This is a genomic window from Paenibacillus sp. FSL L8-0644, from assembly GCF_038008165.1.
GTDB lineage: Bacteria > Bacillota > Bacilli > Paenibacillales > Paenibacillaceae > Paenibacillus > Paenibacillus polymyxa_D.
The window spans coordinates 3,407,197-3,428,942 of record NZ_JBBOYN010000001.1; the positions used below are offsets into that span (position 1 = coordinate 3,407,197).

The following is a 21,746-nucleotide window of genomic DNA, read 5'->3' on the forward strand; positions in this document are numbered from 1 at the left end:
AACCAGCCCCATTCTCCGAATAAAATAAGACAGAAAAAGCCCTTCTCCATTCAATGGAAAAGGGCACCGTTGCCGTAAAAGTCGGCACATCGTTGTGCCGATATGTATCTAAGATTACTGAATTGTGAATGTCATGTCAACATTCAATACATGAAAACTATATTTTCACCTTTTATTTAATTTTTTTCTCGAATTTGTGTTATGTATATTGACATACATTAGATCCTTTTTTATAATTTGAATTAAAATCACTCCAACGTGATCATACCAAGTCGACTCACAATGAAGTGTGTCAACCACGGCAATGAAGCCGCAAACCGTTTCCTAGATACCATGTAGGGGCGATTTGCGGCTTTTCATGTTCAAATTACATTTTGCAGACAAAGAACAACAATTAGAACAGGAGAGATGGAGAATGAACAAAAAAAGTTTCTGGAAAAGCGGACACAAGCCCACCTTATTTGGTTCCTTTCTGTATTTTGATATCAGTTTTATGATATGGGGGATGATCGGACCGTTGGCCGTTGTAATTGCCAATGATTATCCAATGGACCCTGTACAAAAAGCCAATCTTGTCGCTCTACCCATACTCGGTGGTTCCCTGCTGCGGCTCGTGCTCGGATTCATGTCGGATTATATCGGTCCCAAGCTCACAGGACAGATTGGTATGCTTGTCACGATCATCCCGCTTTTGCTCGGCTGGCTGTGGGTTGATTCGCTGGAGCAATTATACGTTGTTGCCCTACTCCTGGGCGTAGCTGGAGCTTCATTTGCAGCTGCGCTGCCGTTAGCCGGTCAATGGTACCCCAAAGAGCATCAAGGCTTGGCTATGGGAATTGCCGGAGCCGGTAATAGTGGTACCGTCCTTGCGACTTTGTTCGCCAACCGCATTGCTCAACATTTTGGCAGTTGGGAAGCCGTTTTCGGATTGGCCATCCTCCCCATCTTAATCGTCTTCATTCTGTTCAGTATTTTTGCCCGCAACAGCCCTCACCGCCCGGCACCAAAAAATCTGTCGCAATATGCTTCGGTGCTCAAACAGAGGGATGCCTGGGTATTCTGTGCCTTTTATTGCGTGACGTTTGGCGGATTCGTTGGCCTTTCTAATTATTTGACTATTTTCTTCAATACCCAGTATGGCCTCTCCGCGGTACATGCCGCCGATTTTGCAACCGTTTGTGTGATTGCCGGAAGCTTTTTTCGTCCTGTAGGTGGTTTTTTATCCGATCGGATTGGTGGTTCACGCATGCTAATGTACTTGTATGCGGGGGCCGGGATTATGCTCGCCGGCATTGCGTTTTTACCGCCACTTACCGTGGTAGTTGTGCTGCTGTTCGTAGGCATGATGTGCCTTGGCGCTGGCAACGGCTCTGTATTCCAGCTCGTGCCGCAGCGCTTCGGCAACGAAATCGGGCTCATGACCGGCATCGTCGGCGCTGCTGGTGGCATAGGCGGGTACTTTCTCCCTCTTATACTGGGTCATCTGTACAAATCAACGGGTTCCTATATGCCGGGCTTCATCTGTCTGAGCCTACTTACGTTCTGTGCCTTTACCCTCGTCATCATAATGCAATTGAAATGGCGTAACAGCTGGATGCGACGCTCTGCTACAGTTACTGATGAAGCCGTCAATCGCATTGGAGAATTAAATGCCTGATATTCATTAAATATAAAGCTGCGAAGCATTGAATTGTCCCTCAATCATCCCTATAGCCCAAAAAATGGCTTAACTTCGTTTATATAAAATGAAGTTAAGCTATTTTTCATGCACACTCAATCGAATCACACCTATAAAAACTATGATAATTATCACATTTGATCAATGTTTCCCGAAAATATTATGAAAATTAAATGAAATTTTCATTTAAAAAACATTGAAAATCGCTTTTATTTTCATAATTTCTCTTATGTAAACACTTATATAACCATTTTTCACACAACATACTTGTTCACTTGGTTTAAAATAAGGCGTATACTTGTTCACGAATTGTTCAAGGATGAACTAAATGTAATTTTCTAGAAAGAAGGAATTAAAAATGCGTGCTTTTCATTTTACGGAAGACGGATCTATCGAAACCAAATTAACCGGAAAAGATCTACTTGCCAACCCACTGCTGAATAAAGGAGTGGCTTTTACCTTGGAAGAACGGAAACAACTTGGACTTGACGGTCTCCTTCCTCCTACGATATTAACTATTGAGGAACAGGTTCAACGGGTTTACGAGCAATTTCAGAGCCAACCGGATAATTTGCGTAAAAATGTTGCGTTAAATGATCTTTTTAATCGCAATACGGTCCTTTATTATCGTTTGCTCTCTGAGCACCTAAGCGAAATGCTCCCGATTGTTTATACACCAACAGTAGGCCAGGCTATACAGGAATACAGTCATGAATATCACAAGCCCGGTGGTATGTATTTATCTATTGATAATCTGGCGGGTATCGAAGAGGCTTTTAAGAATTTGAACCTGGACCCTGATGATATCGACCTGATCGTAGCCACAGATTCCGAGAGTATTTTGGGAATCGGGGACTGGGGAGTCGGAGGTATTAATATCTCTATTGGTAAGCTTGCTGTGTATACAGCTGCTGCTGGTATAGATCCTAGCCGGGTGCTGGCAGTTGTTCTTGATGCAGGTACAAACAACGAGAAGCTATTGGAAGATCCTTTATATATGGGGAATCGTCACAAACGTGTACGTGGAGAACAATATGATCAATTTATTGACACTTATGTTCAGGCTGCACTTTCCTTTTTCCCGAATGCTCTGCTGCACTGGGAAGATTTGGGCAATGTCAATGCACGGAACATTATCAATAAATACGGAAATAGTATTTTGACTTTTAATGACGACATTCAAGGTACTGGAGCGGTTACACTCGCAGGTGTGATGTCCGGTGTTCAATTGTCCGGAATCCCACTGAGCAAGCATCGGGTTCTAGTCTTTGGTCCAGGAGCTGCCGGAATCGGCAATGCAGACCAAATTAGCGCCGCCATGATGCTGGAAGGACTGTCAGAAGCAGAAGCAAGACGTAACTTCTGGGCTTATGATTACCGTGGCCTGCTTACCAACGAAACAGAAGGACTTTTTCCATTTCAGGTTCCTTATGCGCGTGATGCTGCAGAATGCCGTGACTGGGAACATGCTGAAGATGGAAAAATCCCTCTGCTTGAAGTCATTCGCCGCGTGAAACCGACGATTATGATTGGTACTTCCGGTGTTAGTGGGGCATTTAGTGAGGAAATCGTTAAAGAAATGGCCAAACATACAGAACGTCCTATAATTATGCCTATGTCCAACCCGACTCCACTTGCAGAAGCAACTCCGCAAGATTTGATCCACTGGACCGAAGGAAAAGCCCTGATTGCCACAGGAAGTCCTTTTGAGCCGGTGATCTATAACAATATTAAGTTTGAAATTGGGCAATCCAACAATGCTTTCGTGTTCCCGGGTCTTGGTCTTGGCGCAATCGTGGTAAAATCCAAAATCATAACAGATAGCATGTTTGCTGCAGCTGCCCATGCAGTAGCTCAAATGGTGGATTTGTCGCAGCCTGGTGCTTCCCTGCTGCCAAAAATCAATGAATTACGCGAAGTATCTGAAGCGGTAGCCGTGGCTGTGGCCAAGGCAGCAGTTCAGGATGGAGTAGCGCGTCATCAACCGGACGATATCGCACAAGCAGTTCGAGATGCGATGTGGGACTGTAAATATAAACCCATCAAACAATATGGTCAGGAAGCGGTCCTGGTTTAAAAAATAGCGAACAACATCAAATTTATACTTGCATACGCAAAGTGATTATTTAACTGATGTCCGCCATTTTTGGCGGACATCTTCATTGGAGGCGACATCATGGCTACAGGTCATATTTTTATTATCTTAATTCCTATTTTCTTTGTCATTTTAATTGGTTATTTCGCAGGATTGTTTAAAGCTTTTAACCCCGCTTCTTCTAAGGGATTAAATACACTCGTGACGAAGTTTGCTCTACCCGCACATTTGTTTATTGGGATTACGACGACACCAAGAGAGACGTTGATTCAAAAGTGGCCCTTTCTTGTGGCTTTGCTACTTGGTGTAATCGGCTTTTATATTGTATTGCTCATTGTTTATCGCTTAATTGCCAAAAAAGGCCTGACTGAATCCTCTATGTTCGCATTGAATTCAACACAGCCTTCTTTTGCATTCATGGGAATTCCGGTTCTGGGCAGCTTGTTCGGAAGTGCGGCAGTCGCCATCCCGATTGCAATTACCGGGATCGTCGTTAATGCCATTCTTGATCCGCTTGCAAGTATTTTGGGAACGGTCGGCCAGCGCAAAACAACAGAATCCGACGGCACTAAAGGCAACTTATTTAAAGTCACTATGAAATCAGTCCTTCATGGACTCAGCGAGCCGCTTGCCTGCGTACCTTTGTTTGGTGTCGTATTGACTCTATGTGGATTCCACGCTCCGAAACTTTTGCAATCCATGTTTGATCAAATCGGCAATATTACTGCTGGTACAGCCCTATTTGCCATCGGGGTAACTATTGGTATCAAAAAGATTACGTTCAGTCCAAAAGCACTTAGCATCGCTGTGCTGAAAGCGATCGTGATGCCTATTGTTATGCTCGGTATTGCTGTTCTGATAGGACTATCCCATGAAGATGTAAGCAAAGCCGTACTGCTTGTCGCTTTTCCCGGCTCGGCTGTGGCCGCTATGATTGCTACCCGTTATGAAACACTGGAAACGGAAGCTGCATCTGCATTTGTTATTAGCTCAGTCTTATCGCTCATTTCACTACCCTTGCTCATTTCACTTCTTTTATAAGGGACAGAAAAGTTAAGAACCCTCAATGCAATCCAGGTATTTATAGGTGTAAAGCAAACCCGTTTGTCCTCATTTATCTTATTTTTTAAATATTGTCTGAACAATAAAGTGATTTAGTAAGAATTGAGTTGGAAAAACAACATAAATCCAGTTTGCCGACAAGCGGCGGCCCCATCGTTTCATTCACTCGGGGGCCGCCGTTCTTTTTGTATAACCTTCTACTCTCCCTTTTAATAAATACCTAACAATTAGAAAGCAAATTGTCGAAATATATATGGGATAGGTTGTATATGAAACTAAATCGCTAATTCAAAGGAGAAGAAAACGTGAAAAACTTGAAGTGGAGAACTATGTCCTTTTTTGGTAAAAATCTATTAATCTCTTTTCTTAACATCGTATTAATAGGAGCTATTCTCATCACATCCAGCTATATACTTCAAAAGAACATTCTCACCACGCAGCTGCAAGACCAAGTTAAGGTATTGACTAAAAAATGGGCAGAAGATGTTGATAAAACAAAAGTACAACAAGCATTGAATGAAAAAGATTATAACGGCTCTGTGCAACAAGATTTACGCAAATTTCTCGATTCTATTCACACACTTTATCCTAACGTTGCCCAAGCTTACATATTTGGCACAGAACTAAAAGAAGGAAATCAAACTTCCATTATTGGCGTTCCCACAAATTTAGTCCAAGCTTTCCAAGACTTAAAGATGAACATTGGGGACATGTACACTCTTCCTGACGAAAATGCACAAGCCGTAAATAAAATGCTTCAATCTAATGAATCAGCATTAAGCAGCTTTTACACGGACGAATATGGCACATGGACTACCATTGTTTACCCGATTACAGATGCAAGCGGGAAAGTCACAAGTGCGATTTACTTTGACGTAGATGCGAGCTCTGTACCTACCGGCCTTCATAAATTGCTTGTATACGGTGTTTCACTGCTCATTCTGTTTCTTGCCATCTTCTTAACGATTCAATATTTACTGGTAAAGCGCACCCTCTCCCCGATTCGTAGCCTGATGAAGGGCATTGAAGAAGTCAGCGAGGGTAATCTGAATGTAAAAATCAAGACAGGTGAGGACGACCTTGGCATTATCAATCAAAAATTTAATTCTATGATCAAACGCCTTAACGATACAATGGTGAAAGTACAGGATACGACACAAGAAGTTACGGGATCTGCCCAGGAATTGTTAAGTATTAGCGAGAAAAACAGTACGAATACGAACGTCATTAACAGCAATATTCAGGAAATAACCCAGGGGCTTGAAGCTCAGGATCACGCAGCACATGAAAGCTCCAGAGCTATGAATGAAATGTCGACAGTTATCCAAACGATTGCCGAAAGCTCCTCTTCCGTAGCCGATCAAGCTTATTCTATGGAAAAACGCTCCGTTGAAGGCAATCAGGTAGCCCAAAAGCTTTCCTCTCAAATGGACTCCATCTCCACTACAATGGAAAGTACAGCTGATTCCGTTAATGCGCTGCAGAACCGTTCTAACGAAATCAGCAATATCGTCAGCATCATTACAGGCATTGCCAGTCAAACGAATCTGCTTGCACTGAACGCTTCTATTGAAGCTGCCAGAGTCGGTGAAGAAGGCAAAGGTTTTGCAGTCGTAGCAGGAGAAGTGCGTAATTTGGCTGAACAGTCTCAAGAGTCTGCCAAACAAATTGCAGAGCTTATTGAAGAAATCCAAAAAGAAATTGAACAGACTGTAAAAGGCATCAGCCTTGGTACAAAAGAAGTTCAGATTGGGCTAGAAGTTACGAAGCAAACAGGCGAAATGTTCTCTGAAATTTTAGATGCGTCTAATAAAGTGTCGTCACAAATTCAAGAGGTATCCAGCGCAACGGAGCAGATTTCAGCCAGCACGCAGGAAATGTCAGCTACCTCTGACGAGCTGTCTTCCACAGTTAGCAAAACAGTCGACAGCAGCAAACAAATTCAGCATACTATTGGAGAACAGGCTGAGTCTATGGCTTCTATTGTCCAAGCTTCTGACAAGCTTACATTGATGTCCGGCGAGCTGGAAGAGCTCATTTCGTTCTTCAAGGTGAACCGAGAAGCCTAATCCTATAACTTCCAAGTAGCCCTAGATAACAATAAAGAACCTCTAGTCTGATAAATGCGAACTAGAGGTTCTTTGATCTACTCTTACATACTTCTTAATTTATAAATCCTTCCAAAGCTGAGGTTGGTTTACCGTCAGCCTGCCAAGCACCTTTGTTATAACCTTGATTGTAACCTGGAGTTGCAGCCGGCTCCCAATAAAATACCCCTGTACCTTTGCCACCTCCGATGTTCCGAACCTTTGTTTTGATTGCAGAAATAAATGCCTTGGAAGCTGCAGGTTCGTTATATTCCATCCCGATTTCACTGATGACAATGCCTTTTCCGTATTTGGCAATGAGGTTATTGGCATTGGTAATCGTCTGATCCACCTTGCCCTGCCAGTCCGCAGGAGAGGGATACAGAGACAGTCCGATGAGATCAAACTGAGCTCCATTATCAATCAGCCCGCCGATATTCCAGTTCAACACAGAACTGTTATCCCCGTTGGCTAAATGTACGATCGTTTTAGTACTACTGCTTACCGATTTTACAGCATTATTACCTGTATTGACGAGCCAGGCATAGTTTTTCATGTTCACCGAAGCTTTGCCATCTTCCCAGAGCATTCCATTGTTCGTCTCATTACCGATCTGCACCCAGTCCGGTGTTACCCCCTTGCTTTTCATCGTGTCCATAACATAGACCGTATGGGACCAGACTGCATCCATAAGTTGTGTAAATGTGAAATTGCGCCACGCATAAGGTTTGTTCTGTTGCCCTGGATCTGCCCAAGAATCACTATAATGTAGAGTCAGCATAACGCTCATACCTAACTTTTTAGCTCGTTGCGCCAGTTCTGCTGCCTTTTCGGCATTCATGTATCCGCTTGCATAATCTTTCATGTCAGGGTTTACCCACACACGGATACGCACCGAGTTGATCTGATAGTCATCTCGCAAAATTTGCAGTATATCTCGACGAACACCCTTCTTATCCTTCCAACTCATACCTTGCGCTTCCATTCCTGCTACCCAGCTTATATCTGCTCCTTTGGCGAAAGCAGGGGCGGCCGAAGCCGCACCCAACCCTACAGAACCGAACGGATACAATAAGCTGGATAACAAGATCAACATCGCAAATACCATCGTGCGGTTACCTGTTTTCATAAGTCATCTCCCATCCGAATTGTATACTTCTCATTGCGCTCTGTCTTTAAAACCTTAACAGCGTAGGCATCCAATTGAATGCTACCATCTTCTATCACATGATTTTCAAGCATATCCGCATAAGTTCGTCCATCCAACATAATCTTTTGTGGCTCATGCGTGAAATTCAATATGAAAATATAATCATGAACTCCATCGGTACGAATCGCCGTATTCACTCCATGAGGCAACTTCACATTGAGCGCTTTACTGATTCCTGCATCATCAATTAAACTTCTGTAAAAATGACTGTGGAATAGTCCGATGTTGCGTGATGCGATGTAATAAGCCTTTCCTTGTCCCAAACGGTTCACCGTCAAAGCTGGGCGTCCTGCATAAAAGTCTGAACCGTACACAGCCAGTACCTCTGCACCCTCTGTATGAATGAGATCACACAATTCTACAGCTTCATACTCCCCTTGCAGATCCAGCTCATTGCCTTCAACCGGCAAAATGTGATTACGGTCATGATCATGCAATCCGTCAATCTCTTCCGACCAGATCCCCAGCGTCTTACGAAGCGGGCCCGGAAAGCCTCCAAGGAAGCACAAATCATGTTCATCTACGATACCAGACCAATAGGTTGCTACGAAAATACCACCGTTTTCAACAAACTTCTGTATACGCTCCCCCACACCGCTGCGGACCATATATAACATCGGAGCTACCAAAAGTTTGTATTTGGAGAAATCTGCATCCATATGAATGACATCTACAGGCACACCCTGCTCCCACAGCGCCAAATAATGCGCTTCAGCTGTCTCCTCATATTTCACACCTTTGTTCCGCGGTCCCTGTGAATCATTGATTCCCCAACGGTTCTCCCAGTCAAAAATGACTGCGGCCTCCGCCGGTACAGATGTACCGATAACCTCCTCCAATTTTTCCAGCGCATTACCGACATGGGTCACATCCCCGAATACCCGAGTGTGCTCATGTCCGACATGATCGACAACCGCACCATGCAGCTTTTCACTCGAACCGCGGCTTTTCCGCCACTGAAAATATTGAACGGTGTCTGACCCGTGTGCCACAGCCTGTAAAGACGAGAGCAGATGCATTCCCGGCCGCTTCAGCTTGCTAACGTCTTGCCAGTTCGTCAAACTTGGTGTACTCTCCATGAGCATCCAAGGCTTACCTCCCTTGATTGAACGAATAATATCGTGCATCATGGCCACTTTAGCAGCCTGAAGGCTATCATCCCCCTCACGGTCATGCCACGTTGGGTAACTATCCCAGGATATAACATCGAGCAGATCAGCAAACTTCCAGTAGTTCAATCCTTCAAAAAACTCCATCAAATTGGTTGTGACCGGAATTGCTGGATTTGCAGCCTTGAGCGGCACAATCTCATGCTTGATAAAATCTGCGGTCTGATCGGTCACAAACCGTCTCCAGTCCAAATTCATGGCATGAACCTGTGTTTCACCGTGAGGTGCCGGGGACTCAACTTGGCTCCAGTCCGTAATCGTATGACTCCAAAAGGTCGTCCACCATGCGTGATTTAGCTTGTCCAGCGTACCATATTTATCCTGGACCCAAGCGCGAAATGCCTCCTGACAATAATCACAGTGGCAATCTCCACCAAATTCATTGGAAATATGCCAGCCAATAACAGCCGGATGGTTAGCATAACGCTCGGCTAGCTTCGTATTCATGATACGTACTTTTTCCCGGTAAACAGGCGATGTAGCACAGTGATTATGGCGAAACCCGTGCAGATTACGGACACGGTTAGCCTCCACACGCAGCACCTCAGGATATTTTTGTGACATCCAGGCTGGTCTTGCTCCACTAGGAGTGGCCAAAAATGCATAGATTCCGTTCTCAGCAAACGAATCCAGAATACGATCCAGCCACTCAAACGTAAATACGCCTTCCTCAGGCTCCAATGAAACCCATGAGAAAATACCGACAGACATCACGTTACATTTGGCTAGTTTCATTAGACGGATATCCTCCGCTAACACCTCAGGGTAATGCTGCCATTGCTCCGGGTTATAGTCCGCTCCATGCAGCATACGTGGAACTCGCTCACTAATGGGAGGGTACTTGATTATGTTTTGATTCGTCACTACAAATCATCTCCTTCTATTCATTCTATTACTCTTTGACGGAACCTAGCGTCATACCTTTAACAAAATACTTTTGTAAAAATGGATATACTATGAGAATAGGCGCTGCACCAATGAAAATTTGCGCTGCATTAACCGTCGTTTGAGAAAGTAATTCCATCTCTTTGGGACTCATGCTCATGGAACTCATGTCCTTCTGAATAATTACAGTTTGCAGGAACGTCGCCAGCGGATAATCCTTTGCATTGCTCAAATAGAGCAGACCGTCAAACCAGGAGTTCCAATGAAACACCATACTAAACAGCGCAATCGTCGCAATGGAAGGCATGGATATCGGTAAAAAGATACTAAACAATGTCCGAAAATGTCCTGCTCCGTCGATCAATGCGGCCTCTTCCATCTCTTTGGGAATTCCTCTAAAAAAGTTCAACATAAGGATGACCAGAAATGTGTTGACCGCTCCTGGCAAAACAAGTACCCAGAAGCTGTCCATGAGGTGGATCTTTTGAATAACCATATAGAAGGGAACCAGACCACCGTTAAAAATCATGCTGAATACGAACAACCATGAATATACGTTTCGGCTACGGAACATAGATGTTTCTTTTGAAAGTGGATAAGCAGCTAAAAAGGTAATAAGCAGCGTTAAGCCGGTTCCCAATACAGTCCGACAGACAGAAATCCAGATGGAGTGCAGAAAAATCGGGTTATTCATCGTCTTCTTATAGGCTTCTAATGAAAATTGTACCGGCCACAGTCCAACCAGATTGGCATCTGCAGCTGATTTAGCACTAAATGATACCGCTAACACATGAATCAGCGGAACGATACACATGATGGATAAAATCACAAGCAAGCAAATATTAAACACATTGAAGATGCGGTATGGCGTTGTTTTATGATACATGACTCTCCCTCTTTCAGCCTCGTGGAATCAAAATATGCGGTAACCTGCCCATTTGTAAGCAAGTCGATAAGATATCAGAATGAGAATCATACTGATAACGGATTTGAACAAGCCGATAGCAGTGGCAAAGCCCATTTCTCCATTGATTAACGCTGTCCGGTAGACGAATGTATCAATAATATCGCCTTTTTGGTAAACCAGCGGATTATAAAGGTTGAAAATCTGGTCAAAACCGGCGTTCAGTACATTGCCAAGTGCAAGCGTTCCAACAACGACTACCATCGGAATTAACGAAGGTACAGTGATGTGTAGCGTCTGTCTCCAGCGGCTTGCTCCATCCATTTCAGAAGCCTCATACAACGAAGGATTAATACCCGCCAGTGCAGCAAGAAATACGATGGTGTTGTATCCGAACTCCTTCCATATATCCGATACAATGACAGTAAACCGAAACCAGTTATTATCTCCTAGAAAAAAGATAGGCTGAATCCCGAAACTACCGAGAATACGGTTCATAAATCCATCTGTAGCCAACAGGTCAATCAGAATTCCGCCCAAGATGACCCACGACAGAAAGTGTGGCAGATAAACCAGTGTCTGAATGGATCGTTGAAGTCCGACCTTGCGAATTTCATTCAGCAGTATAGCAAAGATAAACGGAACCACCAGATTGAAAAACATCTTTAACACAGCAATAATTAGTGTATTCCAGACAACTTGAAGACTGTCCTCCCGTTGAAACAAAAAGCGGAAGTTATCCAGTCCAACCCACTCGGAACCCGTTATGCCTAGCCAAGGCTTGTAATTTTGAAAGGCCATCACGATGCCGCCCATCGGAATGTAGCTGAATACAATTAAGAAAATGATGGCTGGCAGCAGCATGATATGAAATGGCCACGTACGTTGTAGACTCCTCATTGCAGTTCCTCCTGTAACTCTCATGGTATACTTCAATTATAAAAGCGTTTTCGCTGTCCCAACAGTTCAAAAAACCAACATACATGGCACAAAAGCAATCATTTTTTAAGCTCGCCAAACGAATAAAACTTTTTTTCAAATACACCATGAGAGCGTATTCATTTCCACTCGATACGGGTGAAGCTGTAGTAAAAAGGCTGCCCATCTCGGGACAGCCTTCCTACTCTGTTACAACATCATTGGTTTTTACTTTTCAACGCTTTTATACCATTCGTTTACTTCATTTGTAATTTGTTCGCCACCAGCTGTTTTCCACGTCTGCACAAAGGTATCAAAAGCAGAGATCGGCTGCTTGCCATAAATAATTTCATTGAAGGTCTGACTTTCAATCTTATCCAGATAGTCCTTTTTAGCCTTCATGGTTGGCGTAGTAGGACCCGTGAACTGATCTTTCATGGAGATATCCTTCTGTTCCATAAGCACTTTGGCAGCTGCGGGAGTACCTTTCCCGTAGTTCACCATTACATCTTTCTCCAGACGGGTCTTCGGTTCTGCGCCGTTAGCCAAACTTAGCAAAGCCTTCATTTGGGCATCAGGTATACGCGCACCATCACGAACCAGCAAATAACGAATAGAGTTTACATAACCACCTGGTATTTTATCGATAGACATTAGCTTTCCGTCCGCATCCAAATCATAATCGTAGCCCTTAAACAGCCCATTCGACAAATCGCCGTCCGGTTTGGCATTAGCATAATGGTCAAACAAATAGTTTTGATAAGTGAAAAAAGCTTCAGGATGCTGCATTTGTTTGTTGATTAGTACAACACCATTGGTGTATTGCGTACCGTGACGCATGGCTTTGTTGTCAGGACCTGCTGGAATCTTAATCGGCTTCCATATGGCACCCGGCGCATTTTTGACTGTATCCTGAAGCGGCCAGCCGCTCATCCAATATGGCCCAGGGATCATGCCGGCTGTTCCTGCGACTGTAGGTTCTGCCGTTTTATTTTCATCCCACAATGCTGCTTCCTGAGGGATATATCCCTTTTTGAGCCACTCGCTCAGCTTTTGCAAACCCGGCTTCATGCCAGGCTGCACGGAGCCATATTCCAAACTGCCATTCGTGCCTTTGTTCCACTGCTGAGGTAGTGTGCCATATGCCCCGAAAATCCAGGACGGGTCACCCATCCAAGTGTTCATGGATGTTTTAAAACCGATACTGAGCGGAACCACTTTGTTCGGAGCCAGTCCGTCCGGATTTTTATTTTTAAAGGCATCCATCACTTTTTCCAGATCATCCATCGTCTCAGGAGCCTTCATGCCCAGCTTATCCAACCAATCTTGTCGTACCCACAATACATAATCATGGTTATAGGCGAAATCAAGCACAGGAATACCCATTTTCTTACCATCTCGGCTATACTGATTCCATACATTCGTATCCTGATTCATCGCCTGCTTCCAGGAATCCGCAGCGTACTTGTCAAACAACGGACCCGCCTCTGCAAACATACCGGAATCGATCATGTCCTGTGCCAGTTGCTCATTTTCCGTCCCCAGTACAACGACGTCCGGCATCTCCTGACCTGAGGACATAGCCAAACGCAGCTTCGTAGCAAATGCGCCATTCGTATCCGTGACGGACCAGAGTGATTTGATATTAATACCGAATTTCTCTTTAGCCCATTTGGTCGCAATGTTATTTTCGATAGATTCACCATTTTTAAATTTTAAGGCGGGATCTACACCCCATACCGTGGAAATTGTGACTTCTGGATTGTATTTTTCTTTGTATACGTTTTCAGTTTTAGCTGTGCCGTCCGCATTCCCATCATTTTCCGCACCTGAGCAGCCCACAAGGCCAACTCCTAATACCATAGTTGCGGCGAGCAACGACAACAGCTTTTTCTTCGAATGAACTCGCATATTGTTCCCCCTCTAGAAATCATTTTCTACTCTTTTATTATAGAAGGGCTTTTCTTCACAGCCTATGTCACAAAATAAATATTTCTGCACCTTTCCCAACTGATCTTTACTGATTTCGTCTTTACTGGTCCCATCTCTACTGATCTCGAAATTCGTGCGGAGTCATTCCGTAATGCTTTTTGAACATTTTACTGAAATATTGGGGATTCTGGTAGCCTAGTTCCGTCGTAATTTCGTATATTTTTTTGTTGGAATATTTGAGCAAATAAAGAGCCCGCTCCATTCTCATTCGGATAATATAGTCACCCAGACCTTCTCCGGTTTCAGCTTTATAAATTTTAGACAGATAGACTGGATGAAGATAAACCTGATCAGCAATCGTCTTAACAGACAGCTCCTGGCCTTTATCCTGGGAGATGAGCTCCTGAACCTGCTTGACCACATAACTTTTAGCGCTTTGTTCGCTTGCGGACCATTCAGATTTAAGTTTGTTCATCATGGAAAATATCCACTCTTTGAGGTGGGGGAACGAATGAACCATTTTCTGCGCATGTAACGGATCGAAGCCTACTTGATCCATCTGTGTAATGAAACGTCCTTGTTTGTGCGCTGTATACATAAAGGCGCTCGTCACCGAAATAAACAGCTCATATAAATGCTCGCGTGTATATCCCACCTCTTCCATTTTTCCAAATACACGGCTCACTTTCGCTTCAGCCTCGTCCCATTGCCTGGATTCGAGCAGATGAGTAAGCGTAGGGTGCATATAAAGCCCCTCTAGTGACTTAACTGAACTGTGTGGCTGTTCTGTCTGTTCTTCTATGAATAGCAGTGCATCCGTTTCCTCCTGATGATTCCAGTATAAAGATCTAATCGCTGTCTGATATAGCTTAGGCAGTTCCTCTGGAAACTTAAACCATCCGGTTAATGCAACGTAAATTTCCCCTTTCAAGTAATTGCTTACATTTTTTCGAAAGGCCTCAATCGCCGCACTCAAAAAACGATTCTGCTCATCCACACTCCGCTCAGGAAATGAATTCCAATTCCCTTCTATTAATACAATTAAGCAGTCATGCGGCGCTTTGCAATGCCAAACGTGAAAATCAGGTGCGAACACTTCTTCGGCAATATTTCCAATCGCATACTCAATTAAGGAGACTGAATGATAGTCCATATCAGAAAAATGCTTTCCTAGCTGAATAAGCAGCATACTGGCAGGATGTCCCGTACGTAGCTTGATTTCGTACTCGGACATTTTGCTCTCTATTTTTGGTACTGGTAAATCACGCCCGAGTAGCAAATCATGCATCAAATGGGTCCGCAGTACACCAAAATCGTTTCTGCGGCTATATTGTAATTGATGAACCTTGTCAAATGCTTCCCATTCTTCCTTTAGCGAATCCATGGCGGCTGACACACATTTGATAAACTCTTCATCATCCACCGGCTTTAAAATGTAATCAAAAGCCTTAAGCTGAAGCGCTTTTTTAGCATATTCAAAATCGGCATAGCCTGTCAGTAACAAACTTCGGATATGCGGCCATCGCTCGTTTACTTCAACAATCAACTCCAGTCCCGTCATACCAGGCATACGAATATCTGTTACCAGAATATCAATATCGTACGCTTCCAGCACATCCACTGCTGCTAATGCGGAAACCGCTTGATGAACCCTCTCGATGCCTAGCGTCTCCCACGGAATGGTAGCTGCCAGACTTTCTGTTACATAACTCTCATCATCTACTAGTAATATCTGAACCATCTGGTCCCTCCGTTTTAACTATATTCGAATCTGGCGAAGGCTCAATTAAACCATTCGCATGCTCTCCTTCTGTTGAGATCGACCATTTTAATACTGCACGCAATCCTCCCAATGGAGACAAAGAGAACTCCAGTCCGGCATCTTCCCCAAAATGTAATCGCATGCGGTGATGCACATTCCACAAACCGTATCCATGATCCTCTTCCACAGGCTTGTCAAGCGTTGATGTCAGGGCAGCTATAGCCTCTCTACTCAAACCGAGTCCGTTATCATCCACAATCAGGTACATATACGAGCCAACACGCTCAGTCAAAATATGAATTAGACCCTCCTCCGCTTGAGGCTCTATTCCGTGCAGCACCGCATTTTCCACCAGTGGCTGCACTATAAGCGGCGGAATCGGCAGACTGCTGGCCTGCGAAGAAACATGAACTAAGAACGTTAGCCTTGGCATACGCATCTGCTGTATCCTCAGATAATATTGAACAAACTCGACTTCTTCTGACAATGGAACCAAATCCCGCTCCTGTCTTGTCGTATACCGATAATACCTGGATAAATTATGAGCCATAGCCACGACCGCCTCATGATTGCGCAGCTTCGCCATACTTGTGATAAACGAAAAACAATTATAAAAAAAATGTGGATTGATTTGTGACTGGAGCTGCTTTAGTCGCGCTTCCTTGACATGTAGCTGCTCAACATACACCTTCTCAAACAGCTCCTGAATCTGTTCGACCATCTGATTGAATTGACTAGACAGGAAAGCAAACTCGTGACTCCCCCTTAGACTTAATCGAACAGCATAGTCTCCGTCCTTTAGTCTCCTAAATGCCCGCACAAGCTGAAGAATTGGCACTTGTACCTGTGAATGAAGCAAGTAAGCGCCAATCAGGCCTACCAGCAGCGAGCCAACAACCGTTATATAAAACAGTCGATTCGATGAGTAAATCGGAGACATCATATCGGACAAAGGCATGTAATCAATCAAATACCAACCCGTCGTTTGCGAAAGAACGGCATGAACCAGGTAGCTTTCTTCTCCAATTTTCACAGTCAGATTGTCAACTTCATGGAGTCCCATTTTTTCTAATTTTGAAATCAGCTGTCCAGACAGCTCTTCATTGGCAGTACGATTATAGATCGCTCCTACGCCTTTTTTATAATAAAAAGGCTCCTTGCGTCCATCACCTTTGAAGCGGTCAAGCATATCCTGAATATTACTGCTGTCAAATTCAACCTTAATAATCGTGTTAGCAGTTTCTGGATTACCAAGTGAAGAAAACGGGGATAATGTATACAATGAAAATATAAATTGGTCTTTCCCGTATGATCTTTTTTTGGATACCTGCCAGCCGTCTTTTATCAGCTGATTTAGTTTTTTCTGGTCATATAAACCTGCTCCATTTTCCGATACAACCCGTCCAAGCGAAGGAGAATAGATACTCAGTCCGGTTCTCCAATTAGAAGAGCTTTCCTGAAGCCCAAGCTTGGTTTGAATCCGTTTGACAAGGTTAATTCCATCCAGATTGAGAACTTTGTCCTTCAAAAAAATCGCTTGAAAACTGGCTACATCAGGATCATGAATCAGCAGATGCGGCCAGGAGGAAATCATTTCAATATTCGTATTCACCTGGTTTTGAAAAAAAGTCAGCTGATTATAATTAGATTGATTCAGCTCCTCACGTAGTACACCTGTCGTTGTCTGATTAGAATAGACATACAGGATCAGCAGAGGTATAAGCAATACGATAACGATGGAGACGATTTTAGTATAAAAATTAAATTTAAACATGAGTTCTACACATCCTCTGCACAAGAAACAGGCATACTTAATTGGTATGCCTGAGCCCTGACCTTTGTTGCCGTCAGTACATACACTACATTATCAATGGTTGGCGGTGATAATATGTTTGATGCTAAGCAAATGGAATGGTTTAACCAACTATCCGCTGAAGACTTGGCCATTTTAGGTGCCGGCTTCAATACACTAGGTGATTTTTTTGATTTTCTGGCGTTGGTTAAGGCCAAACAGGAAACATCTAAGGAGCTAAAAGGTAAAAACACGAAATCAAAAACTATTTAATAACGAATTTTACACGAGTTCCATCCTCATACTCATCCAATTGATGACTAACCCATGATCCTGCCCCACGATTATCCTTAGGGGCTATGTATTTGACATTTGCACCTTTGCCTCCTTCTGAACACATAGCCATCGGCCATTCATCACGATCGTATCCCTTACGAGTGGGAACACCTGTAAGCGAATGCTTGCGATTTAGCTCGGCTCCTTCACGGTCAATTGTGCATACTGGTGATTTTCCCGCCTGAATGGCTTCCTTAATATGCTGCGCCGTTTCAGGGTAACGACCTGACGGGAATTGCAGCGTTACCTGAGCCGCCGAGGAAGGCGGGTTCTCTCCTGTTATTTTCGTAAGAAGATTGCTTCCTTCAAACCAGTACGCGCCCGCAGCTAGCAGAACTAAAGCTATAAAACTTAGCAACTTTTTCTTCAATTTCTCTCTTCCCTTCAAGCTATTCCAATAGATGCCTTCAACTAAGGTGATCCCCGGATTTTATTTTTTGTAACCCCTTACTAACTATAAAAAAAGGTTGAATATTGGACGACAAATAGTATAGAGAGGAGGTTGCACGAATGAACGATGAGATCAAACTGGCCGTGAGCCAAATGCAAGCCGTTGTAGTCCGGTTACTGAATGGAAGTACCGTAATTGGCTGGCCTAAGCTCCTATCTGACCAAGAAACTCAGCAATTCAAGCTCTATGATGACGAACACGTATATACGATTTCTGTTAATGACGTGGATACAGTCGCAAGAGTTATTGTATAAGATACAGGAAGCGACTTAATAAGACATCCAGCGGACAAGCCCAAACAAGGCACACCACAGAAGAAGACTAATCAGAATCCCCCAAAATAAACCTTTAAAAAGCTTCATACCATACTGACAACCTTTCCGACTGGGCTTTTCCCCATTATAACATGTCAGAAAGACAGCTGTCGCAGCTTGCTCTTGCATCATCTTCGTATCATATATTTTAAATTTTAAAATCACAATACAAAGGAAAATAATGAAATTTCCGAAAATTATGCCTGATCACCATTGAAAATGCAATCATGACATAATAAAAGTCACATTTTAATCAAAATTTAATGAAAGTTTTCCGAAAATGATGTATAATTATTGACATAACAAAACGCACGAGGTGATCATCATGGCATTATTAAACAGAGTTCATGAATTAAAATTGCAACTGCCTAACGAGCATCATAGCATTTCCCAATACGTGGAGCATGCATTGCATTCGATTGACAGTTTTGTGGAGCAACATCGTCAATTTATAGCCGCTCAGGCTCTATATGGTGAAAAGATCAATGGTACGGAAGAAAGACTGTTCCGAGACACAATTTCTGAGATTAAAGCCCAACTGGTAGCTACTTTGGAAAAGACAGTTGAAGACTTCGCACACAAAGGCGATAAACATTGGAAAAATCATTATCAGGACGGCGTAGAATAAGCTGAAAAGAACCCCCGGTCTTTGGACCGGGGGTTCTTTTGTATAAGTGGATGTGGCAATGTACGTAGCTATTTTAACACTTTGGCAGATGTCGTTACCTTCTTACCGCCATAGACTACTTTAATACTGGAGCTTCCGCTTTCCAAGGCCTTCACCTGACCAGCTGTAACCTGTACGATCGACGGTTTGGAGGATGTCCATACCGCTGAGCTTGTCACATTGGTAGTAGCACCTGAATCATAAACTGCATTCACACTAAGCACTTGAGAGGAGCCTTTAGGCAGCTTCAGGTTTTTATTGCTCAATACCAGTTTGAGCAGCTTAGGTGTGACCTTGATCTCGATGTTAAACGACTTATCCTGATATGTGCCCGTAATCGTTGCGTTTCCAATTCCAACGGCTTTAATGGAAGAGCCTTTTACGATCGCTACGGAAGCATTCGATGTTGTCCATTTCACTTTACTGCTCAGGGTAACTTTTTTACCATCCGTATATATGCCGATGACTTTGATGGACTTACTTCCTTTCAAATTCATTTCGGCATTCGAAAAGCTTGGTGTCAATGTAGAAATGGCTCCTTCCACAATGACAGGTACTTTCACATATTTATTCATATACATAGCCTTGATTCCAGAGTTACCGCCATTCACCGCTTTTACTTTACCATTTGCTACTGTAACTGCGGCTGTTGTACCTACCCAGCTTACCTGATTGGTAATATCCAGTATTCCACCACCAGCCATGTGGGCTTTTACTGTCGGAATACTTGCTTCTTGGCCTGCAACCAGTACATATTTTTTCTCAGAAGCCGTCAGCTTGAGCACTTTATATTGCACAGTCACTGGAATATCCAGTTTGAGCGCACCTACCGTTGCTGTCAATGTTGCACTGCCTGGGTTCACTGCAACCAGCTTACCATTTGCTATTTTAACTGCACTTTCACTGCTTAAGCTCCATTTTACATCGGATTGAACTGCTTTTTTTGCTCCATTGACCAAATAAGCAGATATACTCGGAAGAGAAGTTTTGCCTCCTGTTTCGAGAGTCAGACTGGCTTTGCTTGAAACCAGTTTTTCAACCGTCGGAAGTACATTAATCTTTAGAGTCTTGCTCAAACCGTGATAGGACGCTGTAATCGTCGAATTGCCTGCATCCATCGGTGTGATTTTACCTTGCTCGACTGTGGCAACCAGCGGATTGGAGGAAGTCCATTCTGCCGTGTTGGTCACATCTGTTTTGCTGCCAGTCAGGTTGACATCAGTTGCACTAACCTGAATGGGGGAGCTACCTAAAAAGACCGATTTGGACCCAGTTGCACTCAATACCAATGCCTGGGAAGAAGAGCGCACATACACAATCGTTTGTGCTTTGAGTTCATCTTTGCTTGCTTTAATGTAAGTCACGCCTTTGGCAAGTGGACGAATAAGACCATCTTCAACGGTAGCAACAGCCGCATTCGAAGAAGTCCATTCGACACCGGATACATTTTCCGTCCCACCTCCAGTAAGAACACCTTGAGCAGTCAATTGCTTCGATTCTCCGCCAATCGTCAGATTCAGTGGACCCGTCGGATTTAATTGCAGCTTGCTGTAAGGCGATTTTACTGTAATCGTTGTACTTACCGTTTGCTGCTCATATGTAGCAACAATCTTAATCTGCCCTTTTGACACAGGAGTAATGAGTCCCTTATCTACCTTTAAAATACTTGAATCCCCAGAGATCCATTCTGCCTTTTGTGTAACATCTTCCTTGCCCTTTTCTGTCAATGACCACACTTTTAATTGAGCGGGGCTTCCACCCAGATTCAATGTAGTCGGATTTTGACTATCCCACTCTACCGTGGAGGTCTTGCTCTCCTCAGCCCGGATCAAACCTGCTGGCCATGCTGCAAATACAAACATCAGCAACGCAAGTAAGAAGGTACTCCGTTTGCTCATACGTTTCATACGTTTCATACGTTCCATTCGTTTCGCTCCCTTTGTCTCATTCTATAAAACAGGGTATTATTAACAATCCCATTATCTTTTATCGGTAAGCAGTTAACTAAATTGAACCCTTCATCAAAAAAAGGTGAATTATTACAGTTAAAGTTCTCCACGCAGTGACCTTACCACAAACAAATGCTCTTCCTTAGATAAGGTTTGTCCATTTTCAAGAATTACATCGTGTGCCGAGTGACTAACCAGCTTTACATTATAAGCAATCAGCTGATCCTCTCTCCAAATCGTCACCGCCGACTGAAAATGAATGGCATTATCAAACTGTAACGGAACGCTCATTACATAACCAGTAGCGTTCAGCTTCGCCGGATGGCGGCTTCTACGCTCACGCCCCGGAGGAAACATGGTAATATGCGTAATATTTTCAAAAGGAATAGCCAGCATTTTCGGGCCTAAAATAACACACTTTCGTATCTCATCCCATTTTTCAAGCGTGCCGCGCACCTTCTGGGTATGACCATTGTTGCCGTGATATAAAATGACCTGACGTCCCTTCCATTGACGCATGTCCTCACCTCCAGTG

The 21,746-nt window shown here is 43.6% G+C and carries 17 protein-coding genes; 7 read left to right on the top strand and 10 right to left on the bottom strand.

The genetic code is table 11. From position 1 onward, the window contains the following. The first annotated feature begins 415 nt into the window (after window positions 1-415). The 4 genes from NSS94_RS15420 to NSS94_RS15435 all read left to right on the top strand — a co-directional run bounded on the left by NSS94_RS15420 (window position 416) and on the right by NSS94_RS15435 (window position 6,904). Window positions 416-1,657, top strand: coding sequence for a nitrate/nitrite transporter (locus tag NSS94_RS15420; protein ID WP_029517674.1), 1,242 nt, complete (start codon window positions 416-418; stop codon window positions 1,655-1,657). Window positions 1,658-2,036: 379 nt separating this feature from the next. Further along, window positions 2,037-3,755: an NAD-dependent malic enzyme gene (locus NSS94_RS15425; protein WP_318627887.1), complete on the top strand. Its 1,719-nt coding sequence runs from the start codon at window positions 2,037-2,039 to the stop codon at window positions 3,753-3,755. Between the two features lie 99 nt (window positions 3,756-3,854). Then, window positions 3,855-4,814 (top strand): AEC family transporter, encoded by a 960-nt coding sequence (locus NSS94_RS15430; RefSeq protein ID WP_341039604.1) that lies wholly within the window; start codon window positions 3,855-3,857, stop codon window positions 4,812-4,814. A 326-nt stretch (window positions 4,815-5,140) separates the two neighbouring features. Further along, window positions 5,141-6,904 carry a methyl-accepting chemotaxis protein gene (locus NSS94_RS15435; RefSeq protein ID WP_341039605.1) on the top strand — a complete coding sequence of 588 codons (1,764 nt, stop codon included), beginning with the start codon at window positions 5,141-5,143 and terminating at the stop codon, window positions 6,902-6,904. 94 nt (window positions 6,905-6,998) lie between these two features. Here NSS94_RS15435 and NSS94_RS15440 read toward each other — a convergent pair whose 3' ends face one another. The 7 genes from NSS94_RS15440 to NSS94_RS15470 all read right to left on the bottom strand — a co-directional run bounded on the left by NSS94_RS15440 (window position 6,999) and on the right by NSS94_RS15470 (window position 17,476). Further along, window positions 6,999-8,051, bottom strand: a complete 1,053-nt coding sequence (locus tag NSS94_RS15440) for a glycoside hydrolase family 53 protein (RefSeq protein ID WP_341039606.1) — start codon at window positions 8,049-8,051, stop codon at window positions 6,999-7,001. After that, window positions 8,048-10,165 carry a beta-galactosidase gene (locus NSS94_RS15445; protein ID WP_341039607.1) on the bottom strand — a complete coding sequence of 706 codons (2,118 nt, stop codon included), beginning with the start codon at window positions 10,163-10,165 and terminating at the stop codon, window positions 8,048-8,050. Before NSS94_RS15445 ends, NSS94_RS15440 begins: the two co-directional genes overlap by 4 nt. 28 nt (window positions 10,166-10,193) lie before the next feature. Beyond that, entirely contained in the window at window positions 10,194-11,072 is an 879-nt protein-coding gene (locus NSS94_RS15450; RefSeq protein ID WP_341039608.1) for a carbohydrate ABC transporter permease, read from the bottom strand. Between the two features lie 27 nt (window positions 11,073-11,099). Then, window positions 11,100-11,990: an ABC transporter permease gene (locus NSS94_RS15455; protein ID WP_274481936.1), complete on the bottom strand. Its 891-nt coding sequence runs from the start codon at window positions 11,988-11,990 to the stop codon at window positions 11,100-11,102. Window positions 11,991-12,236: 246 nt separating this feature from the next. Then, window positions 12,237-13,919 carry a sugar ABC transporter gene (locus NSS94_RS15460; RefSeq protein ID WP_341039609.1) on the bottom strand — a complete coding sequence of 561 codons (1,683 nt, stop codon included), beginning with the start codon at window positions 13,917-13,919 and terminating at the stop codon, window positions 12,237-12,239. A gap of 136 nt (window positions 13,920-14,055) precedes the next feature. Next, window positions 14,056-15,681: a response regulator transcription factor gene (locus NSS94_RS15465; protein ID WP_341039610.1), complete on the bottom strand. Its 1,626-nt coding sequence runs from the start codon at window positions 15,679-15,681 to the stop codon at window positions 14,056-14,058. Further along, window positions 15,656-17,476: a sensor histidine kinase gene (locus NSS94_RS15470; RefSeq protein ID WP_029517684.1), complete on the bottom strand. Its 1,821-nt coding sequence runs from the start codon at window positions 17,474-17,476 to the stop codon at window positions 15,656-15,658. The genes NSS94_RS15465 and NSS94_RS15470 overlap by 26 nt, the downstream gene beginning before the upstream one ends. A gap of 114 nt (window positions 17,477-17,590) precedes the next feature. On the opposite strand from NSS94_RS15470, the gene NSS94_RS15475 reads away from it, so the two are divergent. After that, window positions 17,591-17,767, top strand: coding sequence for a hypothetical protein (locus NSS94_RS15475; RefSeq protein ID WP_176715684.1), 177 nt, complete (start codon window positions 17,591-17,593; stop codon window positions 17,765-17,767). On the opposite strand, the gene NSS94_RS15480 is transcribed toward NSS94_RS15475, so the two are convergent. Further along, entirely contained in the window at window positions 17,760-18,200 is a 441-nt protein-coding gene (locus tag NSS94_RS15480; protein ID WP_341039611.1) for a NucA/NucB deoxyribonuclease domain-containing protein, read from the bottom strand. The genes NSS94_RS15475 and NSS94_RS15480 overlap by 8 nt on opposite strands. 140 nt (window positions 18,201-18,340) lie before the next feature. Here NSS94_RS15480 and NSS94_RS15485 point away from each other — a divergent pair, with 140 nt between their 5' ends. Together NSS94_RS15485 and NSS94_RS15490 are read left to right on the top strand one after the other, a co-directional pair. Further along, window positions 18,341-18,535 (top strand): hypothetical protein, encoded by a 195-nt coding sequence (locus NSS94_RS15485; RefSeq protein ID WP_029517686.1) that lies wholly within the window; start codon window positions 18,341-18,343, stop codon window positions 18,533-18,535. Between the two features lie 385 nt (window positions 18,536-18,920). Beyond that, complete coding sequence (locus NSS94_RS15490; protein WP_013310964.1) at window positions 18,921-19,223, top strand: hypothetical protein; 303 nt, start codon at window positions 18,921-18,923, stop codon at window positions 19,221-19,223. Between the two features lie 68 nt (window positions 19,224-19,291). On the opposite strand, the gene NSS94_RS15495 is transcribed toward NSS94_RS15490, so the two are convergent. Both NSS94_RS15495 and NSS94_RS15500 read right to left on the bottom strand, forming a co-directional pair. Further along, entirely contained in the window at window positions 19,292-21,178 is a 1,887-nt protein-coding gene (locus NSS94_RS15495; RefSeq protein ID WP_341040414.1) for a tenascin, read from the bottom strand. Window positions 21,179-21,307: 129 nt separating this feature from the next. Beyond that, window positions 21,308-21,730, bottom strand: coding sequence for a hypothetical protein (locus NSS94_RS15500; RefSeq protein WP_340885868.1), 423 nt, complete (start codon window positions 21,728-21,730; stop codon window positions 21,308-21,310). Between the last annotated feature and the right edge of the window lie 16 nt (window positions 21,731-21,746).

Coding starts and splice junctions, on each gene's coding strand:
- NSS94_RS15495 (WP_341040414.1), bottom strand. CDS start 21,178: ATGAAACGTATGAAACGTATGAGCAAACGGAGTACCTTCTTACTTGCG.
- NSS94_RS15440 (WP_341039606.1), bottom strand. CDS start 8,051: ATGAAAACAGGTAACCGCACGATGGTATTTGCGATGTTGATCTTGTTA.
- NSS94_RS15455 (WP_274481936.1), bottom strand. CDS start 11,990: ATGAGGAGTCTACAACGTACGTGGCCATTTCATATCATGCTGCTGCCA.
- NSS94_RS15470 (WP_029517684.1), bottom strand. CDS start 17,476: ATGTTTAAATTTAATTTTTATACTAAAATCGTCTCCATCGTTATCGTA.
- NSS94_RS15425 (WP_318627887.1), top strand. CDS start 2,037: ATGCGTGCTTTTCATTTTACGGAAGACGGATCTATCGAAACCAAATTA.
- NSS94_RS15460 (WP_341039609.1), bottom strand. CDS start 13,919: ATGCGAGTTCATTCGAAGAAAAAGCTGTTGTCGTTGCTCGCCGCAACT.
- NSS94_RS15490 (WP_013310964.1), top strand. CDS start 18,921: ATGGCATTATTAAACAGAGTTCATGAATTAAAATTGCAACTGCCTAAC.
- NSS94_RS15485 (WP_029517686.1), top strand. CDS start 18,341: ATGAACGATGAGATCAAACTGGCCGTGAGCCAAATGCAAGCCGTTGTA.
- NSS94_RS15475 (WP_176715684.1), top strand. CDS start 17,591: ATGTTTGATGCTAAGCAAATGGAATGGTTTAACCAACTATCCGCTGAA.
- NSS94_RS15450 (WP_341039608.1), bottom strand. CDS start 11,072: ATGTATCATAAAACAACGCCATACCGCATCTTCAATGTGTTTAATATT.
- NSS94_RS15430 (WP_341039604.1), top strand. CDS start 3,855: ATGGCTACAGGTCATATTTTTATTATCTTAATTCCTATTTTCTTTGTC.
- NSS94_RS15420 (WP_029517674.1), top strand. CDS start 416: ATGAACAAAAAAAGTTTCTGGAAAAGCGGACACAAGCCCACCTTATTT.
- NSS94_RS15465 (WP_341039610.1), bottom strand. CDS start 15,681: ATGGTTCAGATATTACTAGTAGATGATGAGAGTTATGTAACAGAAAGT.
- NSS94_RS15500 (WP_340885868.1), bottom strand. CDS start 21,730: ATGCGTCAATGGAAGGGACGTCAGGTCATTTTATATCACGGCAACAAT.